We start from the raw sequence: 24,176 nt of genomic DNA, 5'->3' as shown, positions 1-24,176 counted from the left end.
CAGGCCCTCCAGCGCTTGTCGGAGTTGGACAGTCGCCACCGCATTTCGCAGTTAAATTGCGAATTTCTCAACTTCAGCTTTTACTTCGCCAAGAAGTTTTTCGCACTGGCTGACAAGTGCCTTTGGAAAGTGTTCGCCTTCACCATATTCAACACCATGAGGGTAATAATGCTTGCCTAGCAAAGGAGTCATCAATTGAATGATCGCTTTGTGTGCTCCTACATCACCTTCATGAACATGGCCCTGTACGCGAAGATAATATGTACCCTCTTTCAGGATTAATTTTTTGTCGTACGTTACACGCTCATAATCCCATTGTCCTTCACGCACAAGTCCGTGCTCGAGCATGACCTCATCAAGACGGTTCAAGTCCGCTTTAAGTGTTTCAATACCGGTATTTTCAAATTTCATCCTATTCCCTCCTAAAAAGCACGCTGCAAAAGTATTGCTTGATATGATTATATCTCAGATTCAATAATAGTAAAAATTTGCTTAAGTTGCAATGAATAAAATAATTGATACTCTTAACGCCCGGAACTGATTACCCCTTATTTTTTCAAATAGTAGTATCTGTTGAGGAAAGATGAATTATGTGGTTTTTCAGCATAAACAGGTGGAATCGGGCAAACCTAATATAGTAGAATTCACAGCTTTGATTCATAAGGAGGAAAGAGAAGTGCGTAAAATCCGTGATATCATGACAAGTGATGTGGAAACATGTACTTTGCTTGATAATGTATTTGAAGTGGCTGTAAAGATGAAAGAACTCAATGTCGGTTCAATTCCTATTGTAGATGAGGACAGGCTGGTAGGCATGATCACAGACCGGGACATCGTCATACGTGGCATTGCAGAAAAACACCCGCCATCCTCTAAAGTGGAAACCGTTATGAGCGACCATCTGGTGACAGCATCTCCTGACATGTCTACTCAAGAAGCTACCAGACTTATGGCTGATCATCAAATCAGAAGGCTGCCTGTTGTAGAAGGAGATAAACTAGTTGGAATTGTTGCCCTTGGCGACTTTGCTGTCAATGAAAGGACAGATGAACAGGCACAGCATGCATTAACCGAAATTTCAGAGCATGGAAACCAGATGCAATAACAATTGTGGCACTCTTCTGGGTGCCATTTTGTCATTTCTGTGAAGATTTACAAACCTCTATAAATAAAGATTATGTGCATTTATTTTTAAGGTACAGAAGTAATGGTTCTATTAAAAAGAACGTTTAAAATGATATAATAATTTTAATAATCGCTCATATAGTATTAGAGAGATGATAGAAAGGGGGTTTACATCTGCGTACTATTGGAAGAATTTTATTAATTGCAGCAACCTTTCTGCTTATTGGGTTGTATCTTGGCTTTAACAAGGACGATGGAAATGAACTGATCATGGAAAATGAATCGGCCCCGAAAGTAGATGAATCCCTCGAAAAAAATATGAGTGAACAAAACATCAGTGAGGGCATTGATCAGCCTGGGAAAGGTGTAGGTTCGTTATTGGGGAAAGATATAGAAGATCTTAAAGCAGAGCTTGGTGAACCTGATCGCGTCGATCTTTCTGCGTATGGCTTTCATTGGTGGATTTTTAACAATAATCTCGAGCAGTATATCCAGGCAGGTGTTTTAAATGGGAAAGTTGTTACTGCTTATGGAATTGGTCCATCAGTCAACGTTGAACCATTTAAAATCGGGCAGCCAATTGAAGAAATTTTTTCAATGAATGTGATTGAACCTGAGGTTACGTTTGAATACAGCGGCAGTTCATATAAATTCGAGCTTTCAGAACAGGATATGAACACACGTCCAATCATTAAAATGGGTGATTATTTCGTCCAGCTCTATATCGATAAATTTACCGGTTCAGTTTCAAGCATCCGCTATATGGACAAGGAAACGATTGTAAAACAGCGGCCGTACGAAATGGTCTACAGAGGGACTCTAGTTGAACCTCCTGTTTTATCTGACGGGGACTGGGTAAGAATCGAAGCAGGCATTGAGAAACAGATTCTAGACATCACCAATGTAATCAGGTCCCGACATGAGTTGTCACAGCTTGAATGGGATGAAAAAACAGCAGAGGTGGCGTATGCACACAGTAAGGATATGGCCGTGGAAGACTACTTTTCTCATGAATCAGAAAAATTCGGGGATTTGTCTGAACGATTAAAAGCTGCGGATGTTTTGTATCAAGTGGCCGGGGAGAATATCGCGGCTAATTACACAGACGCTCCGGCTGTGGTAGAGGGATGGCTCAACAGTGAATCCCACCGTGAAGCATTGTTGAATGATGAATTTTCACATCTCGGAGTCGGTGTCTATCGTAAGCACTATACCCAAAATTTTGTGAAAACGTGGGAACAGTAATTGCTATATTATTTTTATTAATTTATTCAGTACGAAGAGCATGCCCACATTTGGCATGCTCTTGTTATTTGTGCAGCGCTCTGTTGACTGAAAAATAACCTTCTTTCCAATTGCCATAGAGGTGAACGGATGCACCTTCCTTAAACACTGGGGGTACCGTTCCATTTCTTAGCGGGGTTATCTTTTTTACAATCAATTCCTTAACGCCAGTATTGATTTTCAGGACAGATACATGGTTGAATCTATGGTAATAGAAACGTTCCTTGTGCTCACGGACCTCTACGATCCGGCCGCTTACGACAGCTTCTTCCGGTATATCCTCAAGCTTAAGCCACTCTTCATAATTTGCCTGCATCTCTCTTTTCGTCAGCCAATAAAAGTAGATCAGGACAATTGGGATTACAATTGCAGTGACCATAGAACCACCTTACTTATGTGTTTTTTCAACAACAAAAAAGCTTCCTGAAGAATGGGCAATTTTTTTACCGTCAGACCTGAAAACATCGGCTTCCAGTACTACGGTACTTCTTCCTTTATGAATCAGGGTCGCCTTGCAATGCAGTCTGTCACCAATACCAGGAGCCAGGTAATGGATATTCAGCTGTGAAGTCACCGCTGCAAAGCCTTCCGGAAGCAGTTTATTCGCCAATGTGCCCATCGCCGTGTCCAGTATGGTAGCAGTAAAACCGCCATGTACAATGCCCAGGGTATTATCCAGCATTTTGGTGATAGGGATGTCTATTTCACATGTTTCGTTGTCCAGTCTCCGGTCCATATGGAGCAGGCCGTCTATATAGGTGCTGTTTTTGCCGGATAGCTTATTTTTCACTCCGGATAAGACTGTTTGCAAGGTGTCAAGATCCTCTTCGCTTGATTGCGAGATGCACTCATCCAAAAGCTGATGCAATTCTTTTTCCACTATATTAATACCTCTTTCTGAACGGCTTTTTACGTTCGTTATCTTAGAATTTTCATTATTGTAAAAAAGCCTTAGTGATTTCTGTATTTTATTTTATCACTTTAAAAATCATTGATGAACAGTAATACTCCATTAATAGGAAATATTCCACTTTTATTAATGGGTATTCTCTCACCAATCCTGGTGAAGTTCATAAGCTATTATAGGCATTTGTTACACTGTGAGGTGAAAGGTATGGCCAAAAAGAAAATTCATCCCTCTGTCCAAAAGTTCAAGGAATTTGTGAAGGCTCATCCAGAGCTGGTGCAGGAAGTGAGACAGGGAAACACAACCTGGCAGGATTTATATGAAGACTGGTATTTGCTTGGAGAGGATGACCCAAAATGGGATACCAAAAACAGCAGTGAAAAGACTGAAAAAAGCGAAGAGACGGAAACGAAATCGGATTGGATTGGTACCATAATGGGAGCGGTTAAAAATATGGATCCTGAACAATTGCAGGGACAAATCTACAACATCAGTCAGGCGCTCGGAGCGATACAGGGAGTGCTTTCACAATTCCAGGGTAATAAAGGCGGCCAAAGACAAGCAGGCAGTTCAGGTCCCAGTCACCCATTTTCATTCAGAAAAGATTAATTGGAGGCGGAAAATGAGAAGAGATGTCATGGAGCAATTACGAACGAATAAGGAATTGATTGAGTTCGTCCGAGCCCAGCCTAATTGGTACAGGAAACTGAGCAGAGATCCCCGGGAAATATATTCGGCCCAGATTGCAGCACTGCACCATTTTGAAAAAACGATTCCGCATAAGGTCCAGAAATTTTCAAATAGTGTCCAGATGGCATCGATGATGATGCATATGTTCTCAAGCATGAATTCCCAATCATGACAAAGCTTTCTTCTGTGTGAAGAGAGCTTTGTTTTTTAAAGTGACAGAGAGCCACAGTAGTCAGGCAGGAAGAAAAAGGCTGAATCCATCACCAGCATGGGGGTCAGGTCCAGAAAATTTAGCTTTTCTGGCAGTTTCATGGTAAAATGGGGTCGGAGGTGAGCCAGCATTGCTTGCTGTTACATCAGAAAGAGTTTTATTGTTGGAAGAAGCTGAACAACTTGTCAGCATGATTTTGCAATCTGATATTGCCGAGCATTATCGGCAGTGTTTATATAATGTTAAAAACAATGTGGACACACAAAGGAAAATCCGTGAGTTCGTGGACATGAAGGAACGGTATGAAGAAGTCCAGCGTTTCGGAAAGTATCATCCTGATTATAAAGAAGTCATGGGCCAGATCCGCATTGTAAAAAGAGAGCTTGATATGGATGAGGTGATTGCCGAATTCAAGATAGCAGAGAATGATCTCCAGGGACTGCTTGACGAGGTTAGCGTAATCATCGGCAGGTCGGTTTCAGAAAGTGTCAAAGTGCCTACTGGCAACCCATTCTTTGAAAGCTCATGCAGCGGCGGCTGCGGCAGCGGTGGAAGCTGCGGATGTTCCGCATAATGATTTTACAAAAAGCATGGATTCCATGCTTTTTATTTTTTACCATATTTAGAAGCAGTCTAATGAGGCTGGAATATCCTGTCAAGCGCCGAGGAGGCTCCCAGACTGCCCGCGGAAAGCGAAGCCCCTAGAACGGAAATCAACTGTCTAATTGAACAGAGTTAATGCAAAAAAGTTTTTGAAAAGAACATAGATGATTGAAAATACTGGTTTTTGTATGCTAGACTAGTACAAAGCAAACGTTTACCGAAGGGGAAAAATGTATGATAGGACAAAGGCAGGGAATCATCGTCTGGCTATATTCTCTAAAACAAGCCAAGATGCTCAGAAGGTTTGGTAATGTTCATTTTGTCTCAAAAAGACTGAAATATGCCGTAATCTACTGCAACATGGACGAGGCAGAGGCACTAATGGAGAAAATCAGTTCATATTCGTTTGTTAAAAAGGTGGAACCTTCCTATAAACCATTCTTAAAGATGGAATTCGAAAACTCTTCCCCTGACAAAGCAAAGGAATATGATTATAAAATGGGAATATAGAAAGCGGGCTGTTTTCCCCGCTTGGAATAAAGAAAAGGGTGAGGGAAATCCTCACCTTTTTCTATGCCGTAAACTGTTATTGAAGCGGAGGAATATAGTGGTTAAGCCTTAAAATTCCTATTAAATATTGATAATATAGCTCTTTTTCGGCAAACACGGCTGATGGCTTTGCGTCGAATTCGATAATAATTTTGTCCAGGTCGGCAGCAAGCTCTGCGAACAGATCAAATCTTTTGTTTTTCAGGACATGCGGGTTAGGAATTCCTTCCCGGCAAACATAGAGTGCCTGGAAATTCCCTGGATTGGTTGGCTTCAGGACAACAACAAGGGAACTGACCTCTTTCTCCCCAATTTTTGTATGGATCGCCATTAAGTGCATCAGGCGATGGCGATTGGCTTTTGCTGTTTCAATCAGTTCATAAAGATCTGAATATCCTTCTCCCAGCTCGATAAAACGCTGAATCAATTTGAATTTCCCCTTCCAACATTCGTTCCATCATACTTTATCATTTACCGCAACAAATTTGAAGGCATACCAGGTTAAAACTATTTTCAAAATTTGTCTTACCCAACAGCTGTGTTTTTGCTATTTTATTAGTAGTAAGAGATTGGAGAGTCAGACAATGAGAAAAGTTTCCATCCTATTAATAACAGGGTTTTCCTTAATAATTATTGCGACAATGCTTTGGCAATGGATTGCCTTTTCCAATAATCAAGCAAAATCATCTAAACCAGAGGAAAACATTAATCTAGCAGTAACTGTGAAAATAGAAGAGCGTGGACTAAAAATCAGCCAGGAATTCAGTAATCTTGGGGTCAATCGAAAATATAGCGCTGCTATTCCCTCTCAAGTTTCTGAGGTTAAATGTACACTTTCAGATGAAAAACCATGCGAGGAAGGGAATCTGACTTTTTCGGAAGTGGATGAGCTTCAATTTGAATATGACATAGAAGCTGATCCGGGTATTGCTTTACTCCTCAACGACTGGCTGGTTTTGCTTAAGGATACGAATGTTGCAAAAACGAGAATAGAGGTAGTTGACCAGATTAACAGTGGTGGGACGTGGACTGCAGGACTTCCGCTAAAAGGGTATAAGCAAACGGAAGTCCTGCAATATTATGTTTTTGAAGGAACTGGTGCAAATCCATCCCTTTATTGGCAGGAAAAGCCGCTTGCCAGGCATACCGGACAAAGGGGTATCGATTATTATGTTTCCTCAAAGGATAAGGGCATTTACAAGTTTGACAGCCTGAAACCTTTTGCAGCCAATCAGCATTTATCAGTTGTAATACATGATGGTAACCGCTTGGTTCACGGCAATGGCATCATTCATGTTGGAAGCTCACTAAGGGATAAAGAGCTCGAGCAGCAATTGGCCGTTTCATTCCTGTCATCGAAATTCGAATCTCTGGCAGCAACCGAGAGCTGGATTATAGATGCTTTGGCTTCGCTGGTTACAAAACATAAACCTTTGAATGTGAAAAGTGCTGAAATGGTTAAGGAGCTTAAAAGCACACTAACTCAAGCTGAGCTAGGTGAATTTATCAATCAAATTTCCGATGAAACTAGTAATATTGAACTTGATATCCTTGATCAATATCTATTTTCTATTAAAGGCATGAAAACGAAATTCTTTTCTGAGAACAGACAGGATGGCTCGCGTGTATTTCCGTTGCTTTTCGTCGAAAACAGGAGCGTAGTGGTGAACGGGGCACAAATGGATCAACTTGATGTAATCAATAAAGGGGATAAAAAGCTTTTTCCTTTAGCGCAAACGATGGGAACATTAGGATTCAAAACAGAATCAGGCCCTGGCATGCAATCGATTGAAATTTCATCAGAGGGCAGCAGATACTCTTTTAACCTGAAGAATAAGATATTCATTCATAATGGCAAAAGCTTTGGTCTCCTTGAAAATCCATTTCACAACATCCAGGGCACTCTGTTCATTGAACGGCATTGGCTGAATGCGATCTTCAATGTGTCAGTAATTGAGAGCCAAGATAGTATTGCACTTTCTTTTTAAAAATACTATGTAAAACAATCATGTTGGCCACTGGGATTTTTCAAAAAAAAAGCCCTGCAGATTCTGCAGGGTCCTTCTACATCCCTTTCACAGGATAGAAGGCAAAGGGAGAGGAGAAACCGGAGGAAGAACTTATGGGGAAACGTAAGTCTTCTCCGCGGTTGGCAACAACATCCTCGAATTGATGTTGTTATTTTTCATTATTTCCATAAAAGGAAGGGTTATACACTTGTTTGGTTAATTTTTTGTTTGTGTGGTAGGATAAGGGAGTAATTTGCAGAATTGAGGAGTACATAAAATGAGAGTTGTATCAGGAGATTTAAAGGGCCGTATATTGAAAGCGGTACCCGGTACGTCTACACGGCCTACGACTGATAAAGTGAAGGAATCCTTATTCAATATGATCGGGCCTTATTTTAGCGGAGGGCTTGGACTGGATTTGTTTGCCGGAAGCGGAGGTCTCGGGATTGAAGCATTGAGCAGGGGACTTGAAAAAGTCATTTTTGTAGACCGTGAAGGGAAAGCGATTCATATCGTCAACGAAAATCTTAAGTCTTGTGACCTAGAAGACCGAGCCGAAGTTTACCGGAATGATGCCGTAAGGGCTCTTAAAGCCATTCAAAAAAGAGATCTTGTTTTCGATTACATATTTTTAGATCCTCCTTATAAAAAACAGCAGCTGGTCAAGCTGCTTGAAATGATCGACAATGAGAACCTGGTCCATAATGACGGACTGATTGTTTGCGAACATGCTTCCGACATTGCTCTGCCGGAAAAACTGGGAGGGTTAAAGCAAACAAGGAATGAGAAATATGGAATTATCGGCATAACACTATATAAGCTTAATACTGAAGATGAGGGGGAAGAATAAGTGGCAAGGGTTGCTGTATGTCCAGGCAGTTTCGATCCGATTACATATGGTCATTTAGACATCATAACAAGGGCTGCCAAGGTTTTCGACGAGCTTTATGTTGTAGTATTGAATAATTCTTCAAAGAAACCGTTGTTTACGGTAGAGGAAAGAATTGAATTGATCGATGAGGTGACAAAGCATATCCCGAACGTGAAAGTCGACTCATTCCAGGGATTGCTGGTCGAATACGCAAAAAGTGTAAATGCGAATGCCATAATCCGGGGCCTGCGAGCCGTTTCTGATTTTGAATATGAAATGCAGATTACTTCCATGAACAGAGTATTGAATGATCAAATCGAGACCTTTTTCATCATGACAAACAACCAGTATTCATTCTTGAGTTCAAGTATTGTAAAAGAAGTAGCAAAGTACGAAGGGAAAATTTCCGAGCTTGTTCCAGTTCAGGTAGAAGAAGCATTGCTGAAAAAATTCAATGAGAATAAACAATAACGGGCAGATATCTGCCCGTTATTGTTCTTTCAGTATGCGTTTTCCAATCAGCATAACATATAAAATCAGGCTTCCGATTGTTATGAGCGGTCCGGCTGCTGCCATCATGCCATGAACGTCGGCAAGGCGAGTGCCTTCAGATGTCAGATATTCCATTACTGGAAGTGCATTCGACGGCTGCCCATCTTCAAAGAATCGCTCATACACCGGCTCCCAAAGGATGAACGCATAAAAAGCGGCAAAAAAACCATGCAGGATTCTCGCAAAGAAGAAAGGCTGGAAGCGAATGTCAGTCTGGGCAAGGATGCTTGCAACCTGCGCCTGTACGCTGAATCCGCTGAAGGCGAGAATGAAGCTCGTAATGACAGCCTGATGCATTAAAGTCGCATCCTGAACCTGGCTGGTCATCTGGCTGCCCAGTGTAATCTCGAAAAGTCCTGAGATATAGGGCATGCTAAGTAATTCAGTCATACCAAGCATAACAAGTGCCGTTTCGATGAATTTTGCCAAAAAGGCCGTAATATGCAGGTGAAATAATAGTTTGTTGATGACAGAAAAAAGAATGATGAATCCGCCAATCATTAATAGAGTCTGGATGGAAGACATGACGGCGTCGCCGAGAAGCTTTCCAATCGGCCGATTATCTTTAATGCGTGTCCTGTGCAGCGCCACAAATGCGTCTCTGATGGAAAGCTTTCTTTCTTTTTCATTTTTTGAATTTTCTTCATTTTTACCGTAGAATCTCATGATCAGCCCCACACTGATGTTTCCAAGATAGTGTGCCAGAGCAAGAATGATACCCAGCTGGACATTATAAAAGAACCCCACTGAAACAGCCCCGAAGATAAACAGAGGATTGGATGAATTGGTGAAAGATACTAGCCTTTCAGCTTCCACTTTCGTCAATTGACCTTCCTGCCTAAGTCGTGCCGTCAGCTTTGCCCCTGCGGGATACCCTGAAGCCATGCCCATGGCCCATACAAACCCTCCTACACCGGGGACCTTGAACAATGGTCTCATCAAAGGTTCGAGTAGGACACCGATGAAGCGGACTACCCCGAATCCAATCAGCATTTCAGACACGATGAAAAAGGGAAGGAGCGAAGGGAAGACGATTTCCCACCACATATTCAATCCTCTAATCGATGCGTCAAAGGATTCTTGCGGAAATGATATGAGCGAAACAGCCATCAGCGTGACCGAAGCTGCAAGAAAAAGCGTTTTTAACTTGGATTTTAACACCATTCATCCTCCCTCCAACGGTCTGTTGCTGTAAAACTTCATTAATCAATGGTAAAATAAAGAGAATCTTTTCAGTGGAGGTTTTTTCCATCCTCTGTTGATTGAGTTATTTAAACAGCAGTAAAAATTGATAAAAATAATGTTGAATTGTCAGCCTTGTCCTCATATAAATCAATATACTCGCTGAACTACAAATTAGACCAAGTTTAGCAGGTGTGGATAAAATTACGGTTTTGAGGGAGGAATAAGCTTTGGCAAGCCCAAAGGTAGGTTTAGCCCTTGGTTCAGGCGGTGCACGAGGATTTGCCCATCTGGGTGTAATAAAGGTATTGCGGGATGAAGGAATCCCGATTGATTTGATTTCAGGGAGCAGCATGGGTGCACTTGTGGCATCGTTTTATGGTGCCGGCCTTGACGTTGACCGGCTTTATAAGCTTTCCCGTGTTTTTAAACGTAAATATTACCTTGATTTTACGGTGCCGAAAATGGGGTTTATCGCTGGAAAAAGGGTAAAAGAGCTGATCAGGATATTTACACATGGAAAAAGGATTGAAGAGTTGGATATCCCGATTGGAATTGTAGCTACAGATTTGATGTCAGGTGAAAAGGTTGTTTTCAAGAGTGGCCCTGTTGCGGAAGCGGTAAGGGCGAGCATCGCGATCCCTGGAATATTTGTGCCTGAAAAATTAGGTGGAAGGTTGTTTGTCGATGGGGGAGTTGTCGACAGGATTCCTGTCTCAGTCGCGAAGGAGATGGGGGCTGATATCGTCATTGCTGTCGATGTTTCCAGCGTGAAGATAAATGTGGATGTCACATCGATTTTTGATGTTATCATGCAGAGTATTGATATCATGCAAATGGAGCTGGTTGCTAATCGTGAAGTGGCTTCTGATGTGATGATCAGGCCAAGAGTTGAAATGTATAATTCAAAAGCTTTCACTAATATAGAAGAAATTATTTCGATTGGTGAAGAGGAAGCAAAGAAGCATATTGATAAGATTAGACAGTGTATTGAGCAATGGAAGGAGTCCCACGAAGAATGAGCAGAAGAACTTCTATCAGGCTGTCTATATTGGCAGCTGTACTATTAATGGCAAGCGCTTTTTATTACTTGCCTTATTATGTTTCAAAACCAGGTATGGCAAAAGAGCTTGAGCCGATCATCGAGGTTGAAGGCGGTTATGAAGAAGAAGGAAGCTTCATGCTTACGACCGTCAGGATGGGCCGGGCGAATATTTACGCGTATATCATTGCCAAGCTGAGCAAATATCAGGAATTATATCCTGTTGAAGATATCAGGGCGGAGAATGAATCAGATGAAGAATATAACATCCGCCAGCTTCACATGATGGATAATTCAAAGACTTTGGCGATAGAGGTTGCCTATAAAAAAGCTGGTATTCCTGTAAAATATACATATAAGGGAGTCTATGTGCTGAGGATCATGGAAGGCATGCCTGCTGAAGGGAAGCTAATGCCAGGGGATCTTGTCTTTGAAGTAGATGGAAATGAATTTAAGTCGTCTGAAGAATTTATTGACTACATCAGTTCGAAAAAGCCTGGGGATATCGTCGAGCTTGCGTACAAACGCAATGGCAAGACGAACCATGTTGAATTACCGCTCAAAGCTCTTGATGACGGCAGCGGCCGCCCTGTAGTCGGAATCCAGCTAGTAGATGACAAAGAAATAGAGGTTGAACCTGATGTTGCAGTCCAGTCTGAAGAAATCGGCGGTCCATCCGCAGGTTTGATGTTCTCGTTGGAAATTTACAACCAGTTGACTGAGGAAGATTTAACAAAAGGCTATCAAATTGCCGGTACTGGGACAATCAGCCCGGATGGTACTGTAGGAAAAATTGGCGGGATCCAACAAAAGGTCGTCGCAGCTGATAAGGCGGGGGCAGAAATTTTCTTTGCTCCAAATGAAAAAGGTGCAAAGGATTCCAATTACGAAGAGGCAATGATGGCTGCAGAAGATATTAAGACAAAAATGAAGATCGTTCCAGTCAATACATTTGAAGATGCTGTATCCTATCTGGAGAAATTAAAGAAAAAATCAAGCTGAATCAGCTTGATTTTTTTTTCTTTTTCACTATTGATCTTTCAGCATGATGGGAGGCTGTGAGAATTCCTGAGAAAGCAGGCGATGCTGAGCTTCGCCGCTTTGCCCTAAAGCATAGATTCTTGAGGCCTTGATATCCAGTTGAAGATCCGGGTCGGAATAAGCGGAAATCCTGGACACAAGCGGGATGCCAAACTTTTTTTTCTGTAAGTTCAGGTAGGTACGGCCCTTTTCTGTTGCTCCTAATAACCTTAAGTAGTTTACCGTGTTTTTTGTGCTTTTCATTTCGTGTTTTCTCGTGTTCGTCAGGATGTGCAGGGAGACTCTCTGAAGCCTTGTCCACGTATAGCGTTTCGTTTTGATGGCTTCCATATATTCCTGGAATGATTCCGAAGAAGAAGCTGCAGCAAGAAGCCTGTTTTCAAGACCTTCTTCCACTTCGTAATATTCCTTTAGCTCCTTGGGACTGCTCTGCAGAAGCTTATACTTCAATAGTGGCCAGTAATTCTCCCAGGAATGGAATCCGCCATATTCTTCTCTGTAATGAATTAATTCTTTGAAGGTCGATATTGGAACGAGCTGTTTAATTGTTTCTATTTCCCCTTCTGCTCCAAACAGGGCCTTGCGGATGCTTGTAGCGCTCGCAATTGTTGCAGAAGCAAAATGTTCATCATGGTACCCGGCATTTTTTCTTGTAATGGTTTCGGCTTGCATCGTGCTATTCTGCCTGATTATTGCTTGTATGTAAAGAAGACCAAGAATGTTATTTGGCTTTGATATGTCGATGTAATTTTCGGATGGTGATAATGATTGGAAGCTGAGTGCGATTGATTTGGGATAACTGTATCCTTCGCCCGCGTAATATTTAATTTTATCCTGGAAAGGTTCATTGTTCTCTTCCAGAAAGGTGATCGTCCGTTTGAAGGCTTCCAAATCGCCGGATTCACTTCCAAAGCAAAGTGAGTGGCAGCCAGCTGCTGAGAGGATTGAGACAGCACCTTCAGCAAAGGTTTCTGCATGCTGGGTTGCAAAGCGATAGGGGAGTTCGAATACGAGATCAACACCTGCAGCCAATGCCATTTTCGTCCTCGCCCATTTCGAGATAAGGGCAGGCTCCCCTCGCTGCAGGAAATTTCCACTCATGGCTGCGATGGCAATATCGGCACCAGACTGTTCCTTTGCCTGTTCAAGATGGAATAAATGGCCATTATGAAAAGGATTATATTCAACTACGACACCAACAGCTTTCATTATTGCCCTCCTTCGTGTTAAGATGGATATTGCATTGCTTGGAAGTTTAAATTCAAGTATTTATGTAAATTATAGTGTAAAGAAAAAATATTGACAAATGATTATGCGAAGGGCTATAATTACCTTTGTTGCCTTGGGGTGATTCTATGAAATGGACACTAAGTCAGATACAAAAACATCGAAACAAGGACTTTCTGATCGACGACGTTGTCCGGATGGATTCGATTAAGGAAACAGATCCAACAATCCGTGTTGTCTCTCCTATCCATCTCACTGGAAGGGCGGACATAAGTGCCACGAGAGTGACATTCCATATTCGGATTGAAGGCCATCTAATCCTGCCTTGTTCACGGACGCTGGTTGACGTTAAATATCCAATTGATGTTGAAACCACTGAAACTTTCATGTTAAATAGCCACGACTACGAGGCTGACGAGGAAGTTCATCAAGTAAATGGCGATGTCATTGATCTTGAACCAATCATCAGGGAGATTCTGCTACTGGAAGTTCCAATGCAGGTTTTCTGTGATGATAGCGCCGATCAGGAAAGAGGCGCACCCCAGTCAGGTAAGGATTGGGAAGTAATCGAGGAAAAGGAGAAATCCGAAAAACTTGATCCCCGTCTTGCTGGACTTGCAAAATTCTTTGAGGACTCTAAGGGTTCCTCTGACTAACCGATTAAAAAAGAGCGTGAAGGTCCGGGTTGGACTGGCCTTCATAAACTTTCTTATTCCTTTTAAGGAGGTGGGAAGAATGGCTGTACCATTTAGAAGAACGTCTAAAACTGCGAAAAGAAAACGCCGTACTCATTTTAAATTACAAGTTCCGGGTATGGTAGCATGCCCTAACTGCGGTGAAATGAAACTTGCTCACCGTGTGTGCAAAGCTTGCGGAACATACAAAGGAAAAGAAGTTGTAAACAACTAATTTTCTCAGGGAAAAGCACAGGATGCATCTGCATTCCTGTGCTTTTTTTTGTTGTATAGGAAATTATAAAAATGTTCAGTAGTGTATAACTGCATGTAGTAATCTTAATCTAGCTCCAGCGCTTGACGGGGCTGAACGAGGCGCGTGCGCTTTTTGTTCTTGTATGAAAATGTTTTTGATTTATATTTTCCGGAATATTGTTAAAATTTATAGGACTAGTATTTTGAGGAGGGCGATGATGAATTCATACATAATTTCAAAAGAAAAAGGTGGAGTACTGCTATTTACGATCAACAGGCCAGATCGGAGAAACGCCATTGATTTCGATGTGATGTCCGGACTCGAAAAGGCACTTGATTTGGCTGGAGAAGAGGATATCAAGTTTTTTGCGATTACTGGTACAGGAGATCAGGCTTTTTGTTCAGGGGGGGATTTATCAGCCTTTCATCTCCTTAAATCGGAGGAGCAGGCGTATGGGATGCTCTCAAGGATGGCTGGAATCCTGTATAAACTTCTAGTACTCCGAAAACCTACAATCGCTATCCTTAATGGGTCAGCTGTTGGAGGAGGCTGTGAAATTGCCTCTGCCTGTGATTTCCGAATTGGAAAAAAGGGAATTAAAGCTGGATTTATTCAAGGCAGTCTGGCTATTACAACTGGGTGGGGTGGAGGCTCAATCCTGCTAGAAAAGCTTCCTCAGAATATCGCACTGAAATTACTCATTGATGCGAAGGTGCATACTGCCGATGATTTGCTTGATTTTGGTTTTCTTCATGATATCTATAATGAGTCTGGATTGGATGCCTGTCTCTCATTTTTAAATGATGGGTTTAAAAAGGAAGTAGCAGTACTGGAGGCATATAAATCTCTGATAAATAAAAGATGGGAGCTTTTATCCATGAGAGAGCGTATGGAAGAAGAAGCGGCAAAATGTGCCGTGTTATGGGAGGATGAAGCCCATCACCGGAAAGTCGATGAATTCATGAGCAAAAAAAATAGGCTCTGATATTGCCTAACGGTGACTTTTATTACCTGTTGATTGTAGTGGAAGTCGCGAAGACTCCTGCGGGATGAGCAAGTCATGGGAGACCCCGCAGGCGCGTAAGCGCCGAGGAGGCTCCCAGACTGCCCGCGGAAAGCGAAGCGCCTGGAACGAAAATCAACAGCCAAATTTAACAGAGCCAAAAAATAAAAAATAATTAGCAGGGTATTGGATGATATCAGTCTATCTTTCCTATTAGATGCATATGAATGAATAAAAAACAATAGGAGGGATTTTCTGATGCCATTAACTCGTCAGGATGCCTGGTCACAAGACGAAGATTTATTGCTGGCTGAAGTAGTTTTGCGCAATATCCGCGAGGGCGGTACTCAATTAAAAGCGTTTGAGGAAGTGGGGAAACAGCTTTCAAGGACTGCTGCTGCCTGCGGTTTCCGCTGGAATTCATATGTGAGAAAACAATATAAATCTGGTATTGAGCTGGCCAAGAAACAGCGCAAGGAAACAAAAAAACAAATAAAGCCTGAGGTTGGAGCGGATAAAGCCCAACCGGTAAATGAGGCTCCAATGCCAGCACAGGCACCTGAAGTGAAACAATCTGATTTGAGTTTGGAGAAAGTGAAGCAATATCTCGATGACCTTCATGAAAAAGCAGGAACTGCAAGAAGCCAGCAAAGCCTGGATGAGCAAAAAGAAAAGATTCGGGGCCTCGAAAAGCAAATCTATTACTTGTCTGCTGAAAATGAAAAATTAGAAACTCAATTAAAGTCAATGGAAGAAGATTATAGAGCCTTGATTGACATTATGGAGCGGGCGAGGAAAAGAGTAGGCCCAAAAGATGAAGAAAAACAGCCAAAACTCAACTTCCAGCTTGAAGGAAAAGGAAATCTTGAGAAGGTTGAAAAATAGGCTACAAGAAGCGCCTGCCGTGATTCGGCAGGCGCAGTTTTATTAAGAAATAAGAAAGTATAGATTTCACTTCGAGAAATGTGCAGCTCCAACGCGCTTTGCTTATTGCAGTTGTTCTGTCACGCCTGCTGGGTACCATACAAGCGGATTTTCGCCGCGGTCCCGTTCAACATCATACTGTACAGGTGTGAAGCCCATCTTATCCCAGAAATCCTGTGATTTTACTCTGGGATTTGTTTTAATCGGCAGGCCGAACCCTTTTGCGAATTCAACCAGCGATTTGCCATAACCTTTGCCCTGGTAATCTGGCAGTACTTCAAGTTTCCATAGTTCCAGGTAATCCTGTGCAGGCTCGAAATAGCGGTCGAACTGCTTTTTTACCTGATAAAGACTCATACGGGCAACGAGCTTGTCGCCGAAGTAAATTCCGTAAAAAGGCGAATCACTGTCGTTTTCCACGATGTTTGCTTCAAGGTCTTCAAGCATTGAAAGTTCCTGGTGCCCATATTCCCTGAATTTCTTGAATTCTTCTAATGTCTTATAATTGATTTTTAATTTTTCCACTTTATTTGCCATAAAGCAATCCCCCGATCAAGCCGCCGTTAGTTCATTGTCTTTGAAAAAAGACATGTATAGATATATACCCAAAAAAATACGCTGTAATAAGGCAGCCGAATATATTTGTTTTTTTAATCTTATTTTTATTATATTATAAAAACATAAAAAATTCTGCATTTGAATTTTAGAAAGCGGTTCCAATTTTTGCAGGAAAAAAACAGAATATTGTAGAATTTTATAAAGTGAGCGTATTTTTTTACGGGAAAGGGGAAACAGCGTGCAAAAAATATTAATTGCAAACAGGGGAGAAATAGCGCTTCGAATCATCCGCACTTGCCGTGAACTCGGTATTGAAACAGTGGCTGTCTATTCAGATGCTGACCAGGGTCTGCCATTTGTGAAAGAAGCTGACACTTCGTTCAGGATCGGGGAACCGCCTGTCCAAAAATCCTATCTTAATGCAGAAGAAATATTAAGAATTGCTAAAGCTGAGAATGTAGACGGCATCCATCCCGGCTATGGCTTTTTATCGGAGAATGCTGATTTTGCCCGAAAGGTGGAAGAAGCAGGCCTGAGCTTTATCGGCCCAGCTCCGGATACGATTGAAAAAATGGGAGACAAGATTATCGCGAGATCGACGATGGAAAAAGCAGGTGTTCCCGTCGTGCCTGGAAGTGATCTCGGCCTAAAGACTTTAGAGGAAGCTGTTGAGCTTGCTGCTGAAATCGGCTATCCGGTCATGCTGAAAGCCAGCGGAGGCGGGGGCGGCATCGGAATGGTGCTTTGTGAAAATGAGCAAGCGCTCACTAAGAATTTCGAATCAACAAAAGGGAGAGCAAAAGCTTATTTCGGCAGCGATGAAGTTTTCATTGAAAAATACATCAATAACGCCCGCCATGTAGAGGTACAGGTTTTTGGTGATTCTCACGGCAACCATGTGCATTTGTTTGAGCGCGACTGTTCAATCCAAAGGCGCCACCAGAAAGTTGTCGAGGAAGCTCCTTCGCCGTTCTTGAAAGAAGTTGCACGCCAGAGGATGTATGAAACTGCTGTTAAAGCGGCGAAGGCAATGGATTATGTGAACGCTGGCACTGTCGAGTTCATTGTGGATGAAAATGAAAACTTTTATTTTTTGGAGATGAACACCCGGCTTCAGGTTGAACACCCAGTAACTGAAACAATCACTGGACTTGACCTGGTGAAGTGGCAAATTCTTGTTGCACGTGGAGAAAAGCTGCCATTGCTGCAGGATGAAATTGAAAAGGCTGGCTGTGCGATTGAATTTCGCCTGTACGCCGAAGACCCAGTCAGGTTTCTGCCATCACCAGGGAAAATCAGTGAATTTTCTTGGGTAGCTGCAGATGGAATCCGAGTTGATGCCGGCTATGAATCTGGTTCAACCGTGACCCCATTTTATGACCCAATGGTCGCAAAATGTATTGTTGGAGGTAAGACAAGAGCTGAGGCGATCCAGCGGGCACAGGAGTTTTTTGCATCACTGAAATTGGAAGGCATTAAGTCAAATGCACCGTTATTCGCAGAAATTTTGAGTGAAGAGGGCTTTCAGTCCGGTAATTATACAACCTCATACTTAACAGAAAGAAAATTGGCATCCAAATAGAGGAGGAAAAGAAGATGAGAGAAATTACAGCAAATATGGCAGGTACTGTTTTGAATGTTATGGTGGCATCAGGTGATTCAGTAACAGAAGGACAGGAAGTATTGATGCTTGAATCTATGAAAATGGAAATCCCGGTTGAGAGCCAGGGTGCAGGAAAGGTTGCCGAGGTTAAGGTGAACATCGGTGATTTCGTAAATGAAGGCGATGTCCTGCTTGTATTGGAATAATAGTATTTTAGGAGGGGAAAAATGACTACGGCAAAAACATTAGCAGATACATTACAAGAAAAAGCTAAACAAGTAGAATCTGGCGGCCATCCGAAATATCATGAGAAGCTGGCTGAACAGAATAAGTTGTTCGTGCGTGAGCGCTTGAATCTTTTATTTGATGGCGGAATTTATGAAGAAGATGGCAAGTTCGCCAATTTCCAGGCGGGAGACCTGCCGGCGGATGGCGTAGTGACCGCAATCGGTAAAATAGGCGGACAGACAGTATGTGTGATGGCGAATGACTCAACCGTTAAAGCAGGTTCATGGGGTGCCAGAACGGTGGAAAAGATCATAAGGATTCAGGAAACAGCTGAGAAGCTTAAGGTTCCTTTACTGTACCTAGTGGATTCAGCCGGTGCCCGGATCACAGACCAGCTGGATATGTTCCCGAATCGACGCGGTGCAGGGAAGATTTTTTACAATCAGGTAAAAATGTCCGGTATGATTCCACAGATTTGTCTTCTATTCGGACCGTCGGCAGCTGGCGGAGCGTATATTCCTGCTTTCTGCGATATCGTGATCATGGTTGATCAGAATGCATCCATGTATCTTGGGTCTCCGAGGATGGCTGAAAAGGTCATCGGTGAAAAGGTAACCCTTGAGGAAATGGGCGGCGCACGCATGCACTGCTCTGTTAGCGGTGTAGGCGATATGCTTGTATATAGTGAGGAAGAAGCGATCCAAGCAGCACAGAAGTATTTGAGCTACTTCCCTGCCAGTTTCAAAACGAAAACGGAAGTGATTGAAGGGGTTGCTCCAAAAGCAGGAAGAAGCCTCGAAGAGATTGTTCCGCTGAATCAAAATGCTCCGTTCGATATGTATGAGGGCATTGATGCGCTGATTGACGAAGGAAGTTTCTTTGAAATCAAAAAGCTGTTCGCACCTGAAATCATCACAGGGCTTGCACGCATCGACGGCAGAGCGGTTGGAATCATTGCGAACCAGCCGAAGGTAAAAGGTGGTGTCTTGTTCGTCGATTCTGCAGACAAGGCGGCGAAATTTATCCAGCTTTGCGATGCTTTCCATATTCCATTGCTGTTCCTTGCAGATGTGCCGGGCTTCATGATTGGAACGAAGGTCGAAAGAGCGGGTATCATCCGTCACGGTGCGAAGCTGATTGCGGCGATGAGCTCTGCCACTGTTCCGAAAATATCTGTCATCGTCCGTAAAGCATACGGAGCAGGTTTATATGCAATGGCGGGTCCTGCATTCGAACCGGATTGCTGTATCGCCCTTCCGACTGCACAGATTGCAGTCATGGGACCGGAAGCAGCAGTGAATGCAGTGTATTCAAACAAAATCAATCAAATAGAAGATCCAAAAGAAAAGATTGCGTTTGTACAGGAAAAACACCAGGAATATAAAGAGAGCATTGATATCTATAAGCTTGCTTCCGAGCTGATCGTCGATGACATCGTCGCAGCAAACGACTTGAGGAATGCTCTGATTGAGAGATACCGTTTATATGAAACAAAGGAAATGGAATTCGGAGTCAGGAAGCATCCTGTCTATCCGGTATAATGCAAAACGGAGGTCCTCCAGGATCTCCGTTTCATTTTTTAGCTGCACATTCTATGCAATCTATTGAAATTTATTGCAGATGTCCATTGCAGTAAATTCACTTCTCCCGAAAATAAATTCCGCTTATTTATTTGGCTCTGTTATTGCCCAATGTTGATTTTTATTACCTGTTGATTGTAGTGGAAGGCTCCCAGACTGCCCGCGGAAAGCGAAGCGCCTGGAACGAAAATCAACAGCCAAATTTAACAGAGCCATTTTTTAAAATAATCACAATCACTTCTTCCTAATAAAGCACTGTTTCTGCTAAAATATGACTAAAGACCAATATAGAGAGATGTCACTTGAAGTGGCTTTTAGGAAAAAAATCGGACTACACTCATCCGGATGTGGGGTTTTCATGAAAATAGCGATTATTGGCGGAGGTTCTTTAGGTTTATTATTCTCTTATTATTTAAGCTTGAAGCACGAAGTCTATCTATATACAAAAACCCAGGAACAATCAGACATCATTAACCAGCAGGGTATACATATCGTGAAATCGGGACATGAGAGTACTTCTCATCAGGTAACTGGATTTCCTATCCAGCAATGGCAAGGCAAGGAAGAGTTAACGATTGTTGCGGTGAAGCAGTATCAGCTCAAGCAACTTCTTCCGATTATAAATTCAAAGCAGGCAGGCAGCATCCTTTTTCTCCAAAATGGTTATGGCCATATCCAGCTGTTATCAAAACTATCAGCACATAATATTTTTGTAGGTTCCGTGGAGCACGGCTCTGTCAGAGCTTCTGCGAATGCTGTTCTTCATAACGGTGCAGGAGTGACAAGAGCGGCAGTTTTCAATGGCGATGATCGACTGCTTAGAGAAATCTCCTCAACAGTGCCTATGGAATTTCCCTTCCAGATGGAGTCGGATTACAAAGAGATGCTATTAAAAAAGCTTGTTGTGAATTCCGTAATCAACCCAATGACTGCCATCCTGAAGGTGAAAAATGGCGAGCTTGTTAAAAACCCATTTTATTATAAAATCTTCACACAGTTATTTGATGAGTGCGCCGCAGTACTTGAATTACATAACAAGGCAGAGTATTTCCAGAACCTGATAACGGTTTGTGAAAAAACTGCAGACAACCATTCATCCATGTATAAAGACCTGGAAAATGGCAGACAAACAGAGATTGATGCCATTCTGGGCTATTTGCTCGAAACATCAGCAAAGAAAAAAATAGAAGCTCCATTAATACATAATTATTATCATTGCATCAAGGGGAAGGAGCACGAAAGGGAGGAAGCGTGATGCCGGGATTACTATCCGCATTTGTTGCTGCATTGATAACAGTACCAATGATTGGCTACCTTGCTGTGTTCGTGATCAGCAAACAAATTACACGGAACCATCGGCGTTCAGTCAATTTGGCAATTGACTTCAGTACTTTTTTGCTCGTGCTGTCTGTGCATTTTTTGATCATTACCATTTGGGAGAGGTCCTTTCTCTGGCTGATCCTCGTTGTATTGTTTGCACTTGCTTCGTTATTTGTCTGGATACACTGGAAGTATAAAGAGGAGATTGTTTTGCCGAAGGTATTTAAAGGCTTTTGGCGCTTTAACTTCCTGTTATTTTTCTCAGCGTATATCATCCTTGTAATATTCGGCTTGATTCAGAGGCTGACATACCTATTTGCTTAAGATGTGTTGGACCGATTCAAGCGAAAGGTCCAGCACTTTTTATTTACAAAAATACCTTGATTTTAGAAATTTCGAAAGGCAAAGTTTTTTTCTTTTCGTTTCAATCAATGCTATACTCATAACAGTGAAAATTGTTTTCGAGAAAGGGAGTACACGTAATGGAGATGTTGAGTCTCTCTCTTCCGGCTGCAAACCGGTTTGCGACTGATTACTTGGCTGGAAGCCCTGAACTTCAGAGTTTCTTTCATTATAATTTTAATAATAAGGACGCATATGTTCGTCGCCTGGATGAACTGAAAACTAGAAGCTTCATGAGGAATGAACTGGCTGACCATATTCAATCATTCATGTCGCATTATGCACGATCAGAAAAAATCACCACTAATATTGATAAGCTCAGGAAAGAAAACAGTGTGGCGGTTATTGGAGGCCAGCAGGCAGGAATATTGACCGGGCCGCTTTATACAATCCATAAGGTCATTTCCATCATCAAGCTTGCAGAACAAAAAGAAGCTGAACTTGGCGTACCGGTTGTACCAGTGTTCTGGATTGCCGGCGAAGACCATGATTACCAGGAAGTAAACCACGTTTATGTCATGAAAAACAATAAGCAGGAAAAGTGGGTTTATCCTGAAAAGAATCTTGAGAAAAAGATGATTTCTGAGGTCTGCATCAATAAAGACTTATGTTATTCGTGGGTTGAGCAAATTATTGAAACCTATGGAGAAACGGATCATACAAAAGAGGTCTTATCTTTTGCGCTGGACTCGTTGAAGAACGCGAAATCATTCGTCGATTTTTTTGCTTCCATCATCATGGAGTTATTTAAGGATTCAGGACTGTTGATAGTTGATTCTGGGAATAAAGATCTTCGTAAGCTTGAAAAAGAATATTTCATGAACATGATAAAGAATCATCGGGAGATTACATCTGCTGTTCAAGAACAGCAAAAACTGACAGTCTCGGCTGGTTTCCCAAATATGATTGATGTCAGTGAAAATGCTGCGAATCTTTTCTTTTACGATGAAGAAGTGAATGAGAGAATTCTGCTCCACTATGACCCACAAAGTGGAGGATTCGCAGGTAAGAATGGTGAAGTCAGCTTCACATATGACCAGCTAGTGGAGATTGCAAATGAGTTTCCGGAGAAGCTGAGCAATAACGTGGTGACCAGGCCGCTGATGCAGGAGTGGCTATTCCCGACCCTCGCTTTTATTGGTGGTCCTGGTGAAATTGCCTATTGGGCAGAACTTAAAAAGGTATTCGAGCGTTTCGACGTAAAGATGCCTCCGCTGGTGCCAAGGCTGAACATTACGCTGCTGGAAAGATCAGTTGAGTCAGATCTGGAAGAACTTCGGCTCGACCTGAGGGAAGTCCTTATTTCAGGAACAAGCGGCCATGAGCTTAAGTTTATAGATTCCTTGAAGGACCGTGAAGTTGAAGAGCTATTTGAAAATCTTAAAGGAATTCTTACTGAGCAATATAAATTGATACGCGAAAAAACAAACGGGATGAATCCTGTATTAATGCCTTTATTAGCAAAGAATGAATCGATCCTTATGAATCAGATTGGCTTTATGGAAGATAAAATTGTGGAGGCTGTGTGCCAAAAGCATGACCATATCCTGAGGAAATTCACTAGAATCGATCATGCCCTAAGGCCAGGCGGGTCGCCGCAGGAAAGAGTCTGGAATCCTTTCTACTATCTGAATAAATATGGATTGGGCCTGATTCCGGATTTGCTTGGGCTGCATTATGAATTCGATGGTACTCATAAAATAATTAAACTGTAAGCTAAAGCTTCATCCATACAGGATGGAGCTTTTATTTTTAAAAAATCCGAAGAAATTACTGGAACCCGTGTTTTTTAGGAGGAATTCCAGATAGTGGGGAGAATATTTAAAATAAGGTGGTGAAAAGTGGGGGAATGTGGTACATTGTATTTAGAAAGTGGGGGTAGTGGCATGTTCATGGGTGAATACCATCATAATGTTGATAGCAAAGGCCGATTGATCATCCCTGCCAAGGTCCGTGATAACCTGGGAGAAATGTTCATTCTTACCCGTGGACTCGACCAGTGTTTATTTGGTTATCCCATTTCTGAATGGTCAGTGATTGAAGACAAGCTGAAAGGGCTTCCGCTGACTAAAAAAGATGCAAGAGCATTTACCCGTTTTTTCTTTTCGGGTGCTACCGAGAGTGAAATTGACAAACAGGGGAGAGTCAATATTCCAACCCCTCTTATGCAATACGCCAAGCTTGAGAAAGAATGTGTGATTTTAGGTGTTTCCAATCGAATTGAAATTTGGAGCAAAGCCATCTGGGAAGAATATTTCGCAGAATCTGAGGAATCTTTTGCTGAAATTGCGGAAAATATGATTGGATTTGATATTTAAGGGTAACATTATTCTGA

29 protein-coding genes are annotated in these 24,176 nt (G+C 42.2%); 22 read left to right on the top strand and 7 right to left on the bottom strand.

Features of this window, described 5'->3' with window-relative positions; translation table 11 throughout:
- Positions 1 to 51: 51 nt before the first annotated feature.
- Positions 52 to 411, bottom strand: coding sequence for a YugN family protein (locus tag ACXAEA_RS16230; RefSeq protein WP_475096910.1), 360 nt, complete (start codon positions 409 to 411; stop codon positions 52 to 54).
- 265 nt (positions 412 to 676) lie between these two features.
- Here ACXAEA_RS16230 and ACXAEA_RS16225 point away from each other — a divergent pair, with 265 nt between their 5' ends.
- Both ACXAEA_RS16225 and ACXAEA_RS16220 read left to right on the top strand, forming a co-directional pair.
- Positions 677 to 1,105 carry a CBS domain-containing protein gene (locus tag ACXAEA_RS16225; RefSeq protein WP_475096909.1) on the top strand — a complete coding sequence of 143 codons (429 nt, stop codon included), beginning with the start codon at positions 677 to 679 and terminating at the stop codon, positions 1,103 to 1,105.
- Between the two features lie 194 nt (positions 1,106 to 1,299).
- A complete protein-coding gene (locus ACXAEA_RS16220; protein ID WP_475098147.1) occupies positions 1,300 to 2,370 on the top strand; it encodes a CAP domain-containing protein in 1,071 nt (356 codons plus the stop codon).
- 64 nt (positions 2,371 to 2,434) lie between these two features.
- Here ACXAEA_RS16220 and ACXAEA_RS16215 read toward each other — a convergent pair whose 3' ends face one another.
- Entirely contained in the window at positions 2,435 to 2,788 is a 354-nt protein-coding gene (locus ACXAEA_RS16215; RefSeq protein ID WP_475096908.1) for a hypothetical protein, read from the bottom strand.
- Between the two features lie 9 nt (positions 2,789 to 2,797).
- A complete protein-coding gene (locus ACXAEA_RS16210) occupies positions 2,798 to 3,289 on the bottom strand; it encodes a PaaI family thioesterase (protein WP_475096907.1) in 492 nt (163 codons plus the stop codon).
- Between the two features lie 234 nt (positions 3,290 to 3,523).
- On the opposite strand from ACXAEA_RS16210, the gene ylbD reads away from it, so the two are divergent.
- From ylbD to ACXAEA_RS16190, 4 genes are all read left to right on the top strand, one after another.
- Positions 3,524 to 3,925 (top strand): spore coat protein YlbD, encoded by a 402-nt coding sequence (gene ylbD / locus ACXAEA_RS16205; protein ID WP_475096906.1) that lies wholly within the window; start codon positions 3,524 to 3,526, stop codon positions 3,923 to 3,925.
- Between the two features lie 13 nt (positions 3,926 to 3,938).
- Positions 3,939 to 4,178: a YlbE-like family protein gene (locus tag ACXAEA_RS16200; protein ID WP_475096905.1), complete on the top strand. Its 240-nt coding sequence runs from the start codon at positions 3,939 to 3,941 to the stop codon at positions 4,176 to 4,178.
- A 169-nt stretch (positions 4,179 to 4,347) separates the two neighbouring features.
- Positions 4,348 to 4,791 carry a YlbF/YmcA family competence regulator gene (locus ACXAEA_RS16195; RefSeq protein WP_475096904.1) on the top strand — a complete coding sequence of 148 codons (444 nt, stop codon included), beginning with the start codon at positions 4,348 to 4,350 and terminating at the stop codon, positions 4,789 to 4,791.
- A gap of 263 nt (positions 4,792 to 5,054) precedes the next feature.
- The gene (locus ACXAEA_RS16190; protein ID WP_475096903.1) at positions 5,055 to 5,330 is read left to right on the top strand and encodes a YlbG family protein; all 276 of its coding nucleotides are present in this window, start codon (positions 5,055 to 5,057) and stop codon (positions 5,328 to 5,330) included.
- 76 nt (positions 5,331 to 5,406) lie between these two features.
- On the opposite strand, the gene ACXAEA_RS16185 is transcribed toward ACXAEA_RS16190, so the two are convergent.
- Entirely contained in the window at positions 5,407 to 5,796 is a 390-nt protein-coding gene (locus ACXAEA_RS16185) for a DUF7147 family protein (RefSeq protein ID WP_475096902.1), read from the bottom strand.
- A gap of 157 nt (positions 5,797 to 5,953) precedes the next feature.
- Between ACXAEA_RS16185 and ACXAEA_RS16180 the strand changes: the two genes are divergently transcribed.
- From ACXAEA_RS16180 to coaD, 3 genes are all read left to right on the top strand, one after another.
- On the top strand, positions 5,954 to 7,357 hold the full coding sequence (locus tag ACXAEA_RS16180) for a hypothetical protein (RefSeq protein WP_475096901.1): 1,404 nt from the start codon (positions 5,954 to 5,956) through the stop codon (positions 7,355 to 7,357).
- A gap of 298 nt (positions 7,358 to 7,655) precedes the next feature.
- Positions 7,656 to 8,228 (top strand): 16S rRNA (guanine(966)-N(2))-methyltransferase RsmD, encoded by a 573-nt coding sequence (gene rsmD, locus ACXAEA_RS16175; protein ID WP_475096900.1) that lies wholly within the window; start codon positions 7,656 to 7,658, stop codon positions 8,226 to 8,228.
- Complete coding sequence (coaD, locus tag ACXAEA_RS16170; protein WP_475096899.1) at positions 8,229 to 8,720, top strand: pantetheine-phosphate adenylyltransferase; 492 nt, start codon at positions 8,229 to 8,231, stop codon at positions 8,718 to 8,720.
- Positions 8,721 to 8,738: 18 nt separating this feature from the next.
- Here coaD and ylbJ read toward each other — a convergent pair whose 3' ends face one another.
- Positions 8,739 to 9,962: a sporulation integral membrane protein YlbJ gene (ylbJ, locus tag ACXAEA_RS16165; protein ID WP_475098146.1), complete on the bottom strand. Its 1,224-nt coding sequence runs from the start codon at positions 9,960 to 9,962 to the stop codon at positions 8,739 to 8,741.
- Between the two features lie 251 nt (positions 9,963 to 10,213).
- Between ylbJ and ACXAEA_RS16160 the strand changes: the two genes are divergently transcribed.
- Entirely contained in the window at positions 10,214 to 11,005 is a 792-nt protein-coding gene (locus ACXAEA_RS16160; RefSeq protein ID WP_475096898.1) for a patatin-like phospholipase family protein, read from the top strand.
- Positions 11,002 to 12,027, top strand: coding sequence for a SepM family pheromone-processing serine protease (locus ACXAEA_RS16155; RefSeq protein ID WP_475096897.1), 1,026 nt, complete (start codon positions 11,002 to 11,004; stop codon positions 12,025 to 12,027). Before ACXAEA_RS16160 ends, ACXAEA_RS16155 begins: the two co-directional genes overlap by 4 nt.
- A gap of 27 nt (positions 12,028 to 12,054) precedes the next feature.
- On the opposite strand, the gene ACXAEA_RS16150 is transcribed toward ACXAEA_RS16155, so the two are convergent.
- Positions 12,055 to 13,275, bottom strand: coding sequence for a nucleotidyltransferase (locus ACXAEA_RS16150; protein WP_475096896.1), 1,221 nt, complete (start codon positions 13,273 to 13,275; stop codon positions 12,055 to 12,057).
- Between the two features lie 146 nt (positions 13,276 to 13,421).
- On the opposite strand from ACXAEA_RS16150, the gene ACXAEA_RS16145 reads away from it, so the two are divergent.
- From ACXAEA_RS16145 to ACXAEA_RS16130, 4 genes are all read left to right on the top strand, one after another.
- Positions 13,422 to 13,949 carry a YceD family protein gene (locus ACXAEA_RS16145; RefSeq protein WP_475096895.1) on the top strand — a complete coding sequence of 176 codons (528 nt, stop codon included), beginning with the start codon at positions 13,422 to 13,424 and terminating at the stop codon, positions 13,947 to 13,949.
- A gap of 79 nt (positions 13,950 to 14,028) precedes the next feature.
- Positions 14,029 to 14,202, top strand: coding sequence for a 50S ribosomal protein L32 (gene rpmF, locus ACXAEA_RS16140; protein ID WP_041965520.1), 174 nt, complete (start codon positions 14,029 to 14,031; stop codon positions 14,200 to 14,202).
- A 238-nt stretch (positions 14,203 to 14,440) separates the two neighbouring features.
- Positions 14,441 to 15,208: an enoyl-CoA hydratase/isomerase family protein gene (locus tag ACXAEA_RS16135; RefSeq protein WP_475096894.1), complete on the top strand. Its 768-nt coding sequence runs from the start codon at positions 14,441 to 14,443 to the stop codon at positions 15,206 to 15,208.
- A gap of 276 nt (positions 15,209 to 15,484) precedes the next feature.
- The gene (locus tag ACXAEA_RS16130) at positions 15,485 to 16,111 is read left to right on the top strand and encodes an RsfA family transcriptional regulator (protein ID WP_475096893.1); all 627 of its coding nucleotides are present in this window, start codon (positions 15,485 to 15,487) and stop codon (positions 16,109 to 16,111) included.
- Between the two features lie 102 nt (positions 16,112 to 16,213).
- On the opposite strand, the gene ACXAEA_RS16125 is transcribed toward ACXAEA_RS16130, so the two are convergent.
- Positions 16,214 to 16,687, bottom strand: coding sequence for an N-acetyltransferase (locus ACXAEA_RS16125; RefSeq protein WP_475096892.1), 474 nt, complete (start codon positions 16,685 to 16,687; stop codon positions 16,214 to 16,216).
- 259 nt (positions 16,688 to 16,946) lie between these two features.
- On the opposite strand from ACXAEA_RS16125, the gene ACXAEA_RS16120 reads away from it, so the two are divergent.
- The 7 genes from ACXAEA_RS16120 to mraZ all read left to right on the top strand — a co-directional run bounded on the left by ACXAEA_RS16120 (position 16,947) and on the right by mraZ (position 24,159).
- Positions 16,947 to 18,290 carry an acetyl-CoA carboxylase biotin carboxylase subunit gene (locus ACXAEA_RS16120; RefSeq protein ID WP_475096891.1) on the top strand — a complete coding sequence of 448 codons (1,344 nt, stop codon included), beginning with the start codon at positions 16,947 to 16,949 and terminating at the stop codon, positions 18,288 to 18,290.
- A 14-nt stretch (positions 18,291 to 18,304) separates the two neighbouring features.
- Positions 18,305 to 18,517 carry an acetyl-CoA carboxylase biotin carboxyl carrier protein subunit gene (locus ACXAEA_RS16115; RefSeq protein ID WP_475096890.1) on the top strand — a complete coding sequence of 71 codons (213 nt, stop codon included), beginning with the start codon at positions 18,305 to 18,307 and terminating at the stop codon, positions 18,515 to 18,517.
- Between the two features lie 21 nt (positions 18,518 to 18,538).
- Entirely contained in the window at positions 18,539 to 20,080 is a 1,542-nt protein-coding gene (locus tag ACXAEA_RS16110) for an acyl-CoA carboxylase subunit beta (RefSeq protein ID WP_475096889.1), read from the top strand.
- A 397-nt stretch (positions 20,081 to 20,477) separates the two neighbouring features.
- A complete protein-coding gene (locus tag ACXAEA_RS16105; RefSeq protein ID WP_475096888.1) occupies positions 20,478 to 21,374 on the top strand; it encodes a 2-dehydropantoate 2-reductase in 897 nt (298 codons plus the stop codon).
- Entirely contained in the window at positions 21,374 to 21,763 is a 390-nt protein-coding gene (locus tag ACXAEA_RS16100; RefSeq protein ID WP_475096887.1) for a DUF3397 domain-containing protein, read from the top strand. The genes ACXAEA_RS16105 and ACXAEA_RS16100 overlap by 1 nt, the downstream gene beginning before the upstream one ends.
- Positions 21,764 to 21,921: 158 nt before the next feature.
- The gene (bshC, locus tag ACXAEA_RS16095; RefSeq protein ID WP_475096886.1) at positions 21,922 to 23,556 is read left to right on the top strand and encodes a bacillithiol biosynthesis cysteine-adding enzyme BshC; all 1,635 of its coding nucleotides are present in this window, start codon (positions 21,922 to 21,924) and stop codon (positions 23,554 to 23,556) included.
- A 171-nt stretch (positions 23,557 to 23,727) separates the two neighbouring features.
- Positions 23,728 to 24,159 (top strand): division/cell wall cluster transcriptional repressor MraZ, encoded by a 432-nt coding sequence (gene mraZ / locus ACXAEA_RS16090; RefSeq protein ID WP_475096885.1) that lies wholly within the window; start codon positions 23,728 to 23,730, stop codon positions 24,157 to 24,159.
- Positions 24,160 to 24,176 lie beyond the last annotated feature (17 nt).

It is taken from the genome of Mesobacillus sp. ABV4_180 (genome assembly GCF_056158485.1).
Note: the sequence above shows the minus strand (reverse complement) of the source record. Positions and strands in the feature narration are given on the sequence as shown.

What these genes read in the sequence shown, in the direction of transcription:
- ACXAEA_RS16190 (WP_475096903.1), top strand. Translation starts at nt 5,055, where the DNA reads ATGATAGGACAAAGGCAGGGAATCATCGTCTGGCTATATTCTCTAAAA.
- ACXAEA_RS16200 (WP_475096905.1), top strand. Translation starts at nt 3,939, where the DNA reads ATGAGAAGAGATGTCATGGAGCAATTACGAACGAATAAGGAATTGATT.
- ACXAEA_RS16215 (WP_475096908.1), bottom strand. Translation starts at nt 2,788, where the DNA reads ATGGTCACTGCAATTGTAATCCCAATTGTCCTGATCTACTTTTATTGG.
- ACXAEA_RS16230 (WP_475096910.1), bottom strand. Translation starts at nt 411, where the DNA reads ATGAAATTTGAAAATACCGGTATTGAAACACTTAAAGCGGACTTGAAC.
- ACXAEA_RS16135 (WP_475096894.1), top strand. Translation starts at nt 14,441, where the DNA reads ATGAATTCATACATAATTTCAAAAGAAAAAGGTGGAGTACTGCTATTT.
- rpmF (WP_041965520.1), top strand. Translation starts at nt 14,029, where the DNA reads ATGGCTGTACCATTTAGAAGAACGTCTAAAACTGCGAAAAGAAAACGC.
- ACXAEA_RS16180 (WP_475096901.1), top strand. Translation starts at nt 5,954, where the DNA reads ATGAGAAAAGTTTCCATCCTATTAATAACAGGGTTTTCCTTAATAATT.
- ACXAEA_RS16105 (WP_475096888.1), top strand. Translation starts at nt 20,478, where the DNA reads ATGAAAATAGCGATTATTGGCGGAGGTTCTTTAGGTTTATTATTCTCT.
- rsmD (WP_475096900.1), top strand. Translation starts at nt 7,656, where the DNA reads ATGAGAGTTGTATCAGGAGATTTAAAGGGCCGTATATTGAAAGCGGTA.
- ACXAEA_RS16110 (WP_475096889.1), top strand. Translation starts at nt 18,539, where the DNA reads ATGACTACGGCAAAAACATTAGCAGATACATTACAAGAAAAAGCTAAA.
- ACXAEA_RS16155 (WP_475096897.1), top strand. Translation starts at nt 11,002, where the DNA reads ATGAGCAGAAGAACTTCTATCAGGCTGTCTATATTGGCAGCTGTACTA.
- ACXAEA_RS16130 (WP_475096893.1), top strand. Translation starts at nt 15,485, where the DNA reads ATGCCATTAACTCGTCAGGATGCCTGGTCACAAGACGAAGATTTATTG.
- ACXAEA_RS16145 (WP_475096895.1), top strand. Translation starts at nt 13,422, where the DNA reads ATGAAATGGACACTAAGTCAGATACAAAAACATCGAAACAAGGACTTT.
- mraZ (WP_475096885.1), top strand. Translation starts at nt 23,728, where the DNA reads ATGTTCATGGGTGAATACCATCATAATGTTGATAGCAAAGGCCGATTG.
- ACXAEA_RS16125 (WP_475096892.1), bottom strand. Translation starts at nt 16,687, where the DNA reads ATGGCAAATAAAGTGGAAAAATTAAAAATCAATTATAAGACATTAGAA.
- bshC (WP_475096886.1), top strand. Translation starts at nt 21,922, where the DNA reads ATGGAGATGTTGAGTCTCTCTCTTCCGGCTGCAAACCGGTTTGCGACT.
- ylbD (WP_475096906.1), top strand. Translation starts at nt 3,524, where the DNA reads ATGGCCAAAAAGAAAATTCATCCCTCTGTCCAAAAGTTCAAGGAATTT.
- ACXAEA_RS16100 (WP_475096887.1), top strand. Translation starts at nt 21,374, where the DNA reads ATGCCGGGATTACTATCCGCATTTGTTGCTGCATTGATAACAGTACCA.
- ACXAEA_RS16115 (WP_475096890.1), top strand. Translation starts at nt 18,305, where the DNA reads ATGAGAGAAATTACAGCAAATATGGCAGGTACTGTTTTGAATGTTATG.
- ACXAEA_RS16150 (WP_475096896.1), bottom strand. Translation starts at nt 13,275, where the DNA reads ATGAAAGCTGTTGGTGTCGTAGTTGAATATAATCCTTTTCATAATGGC.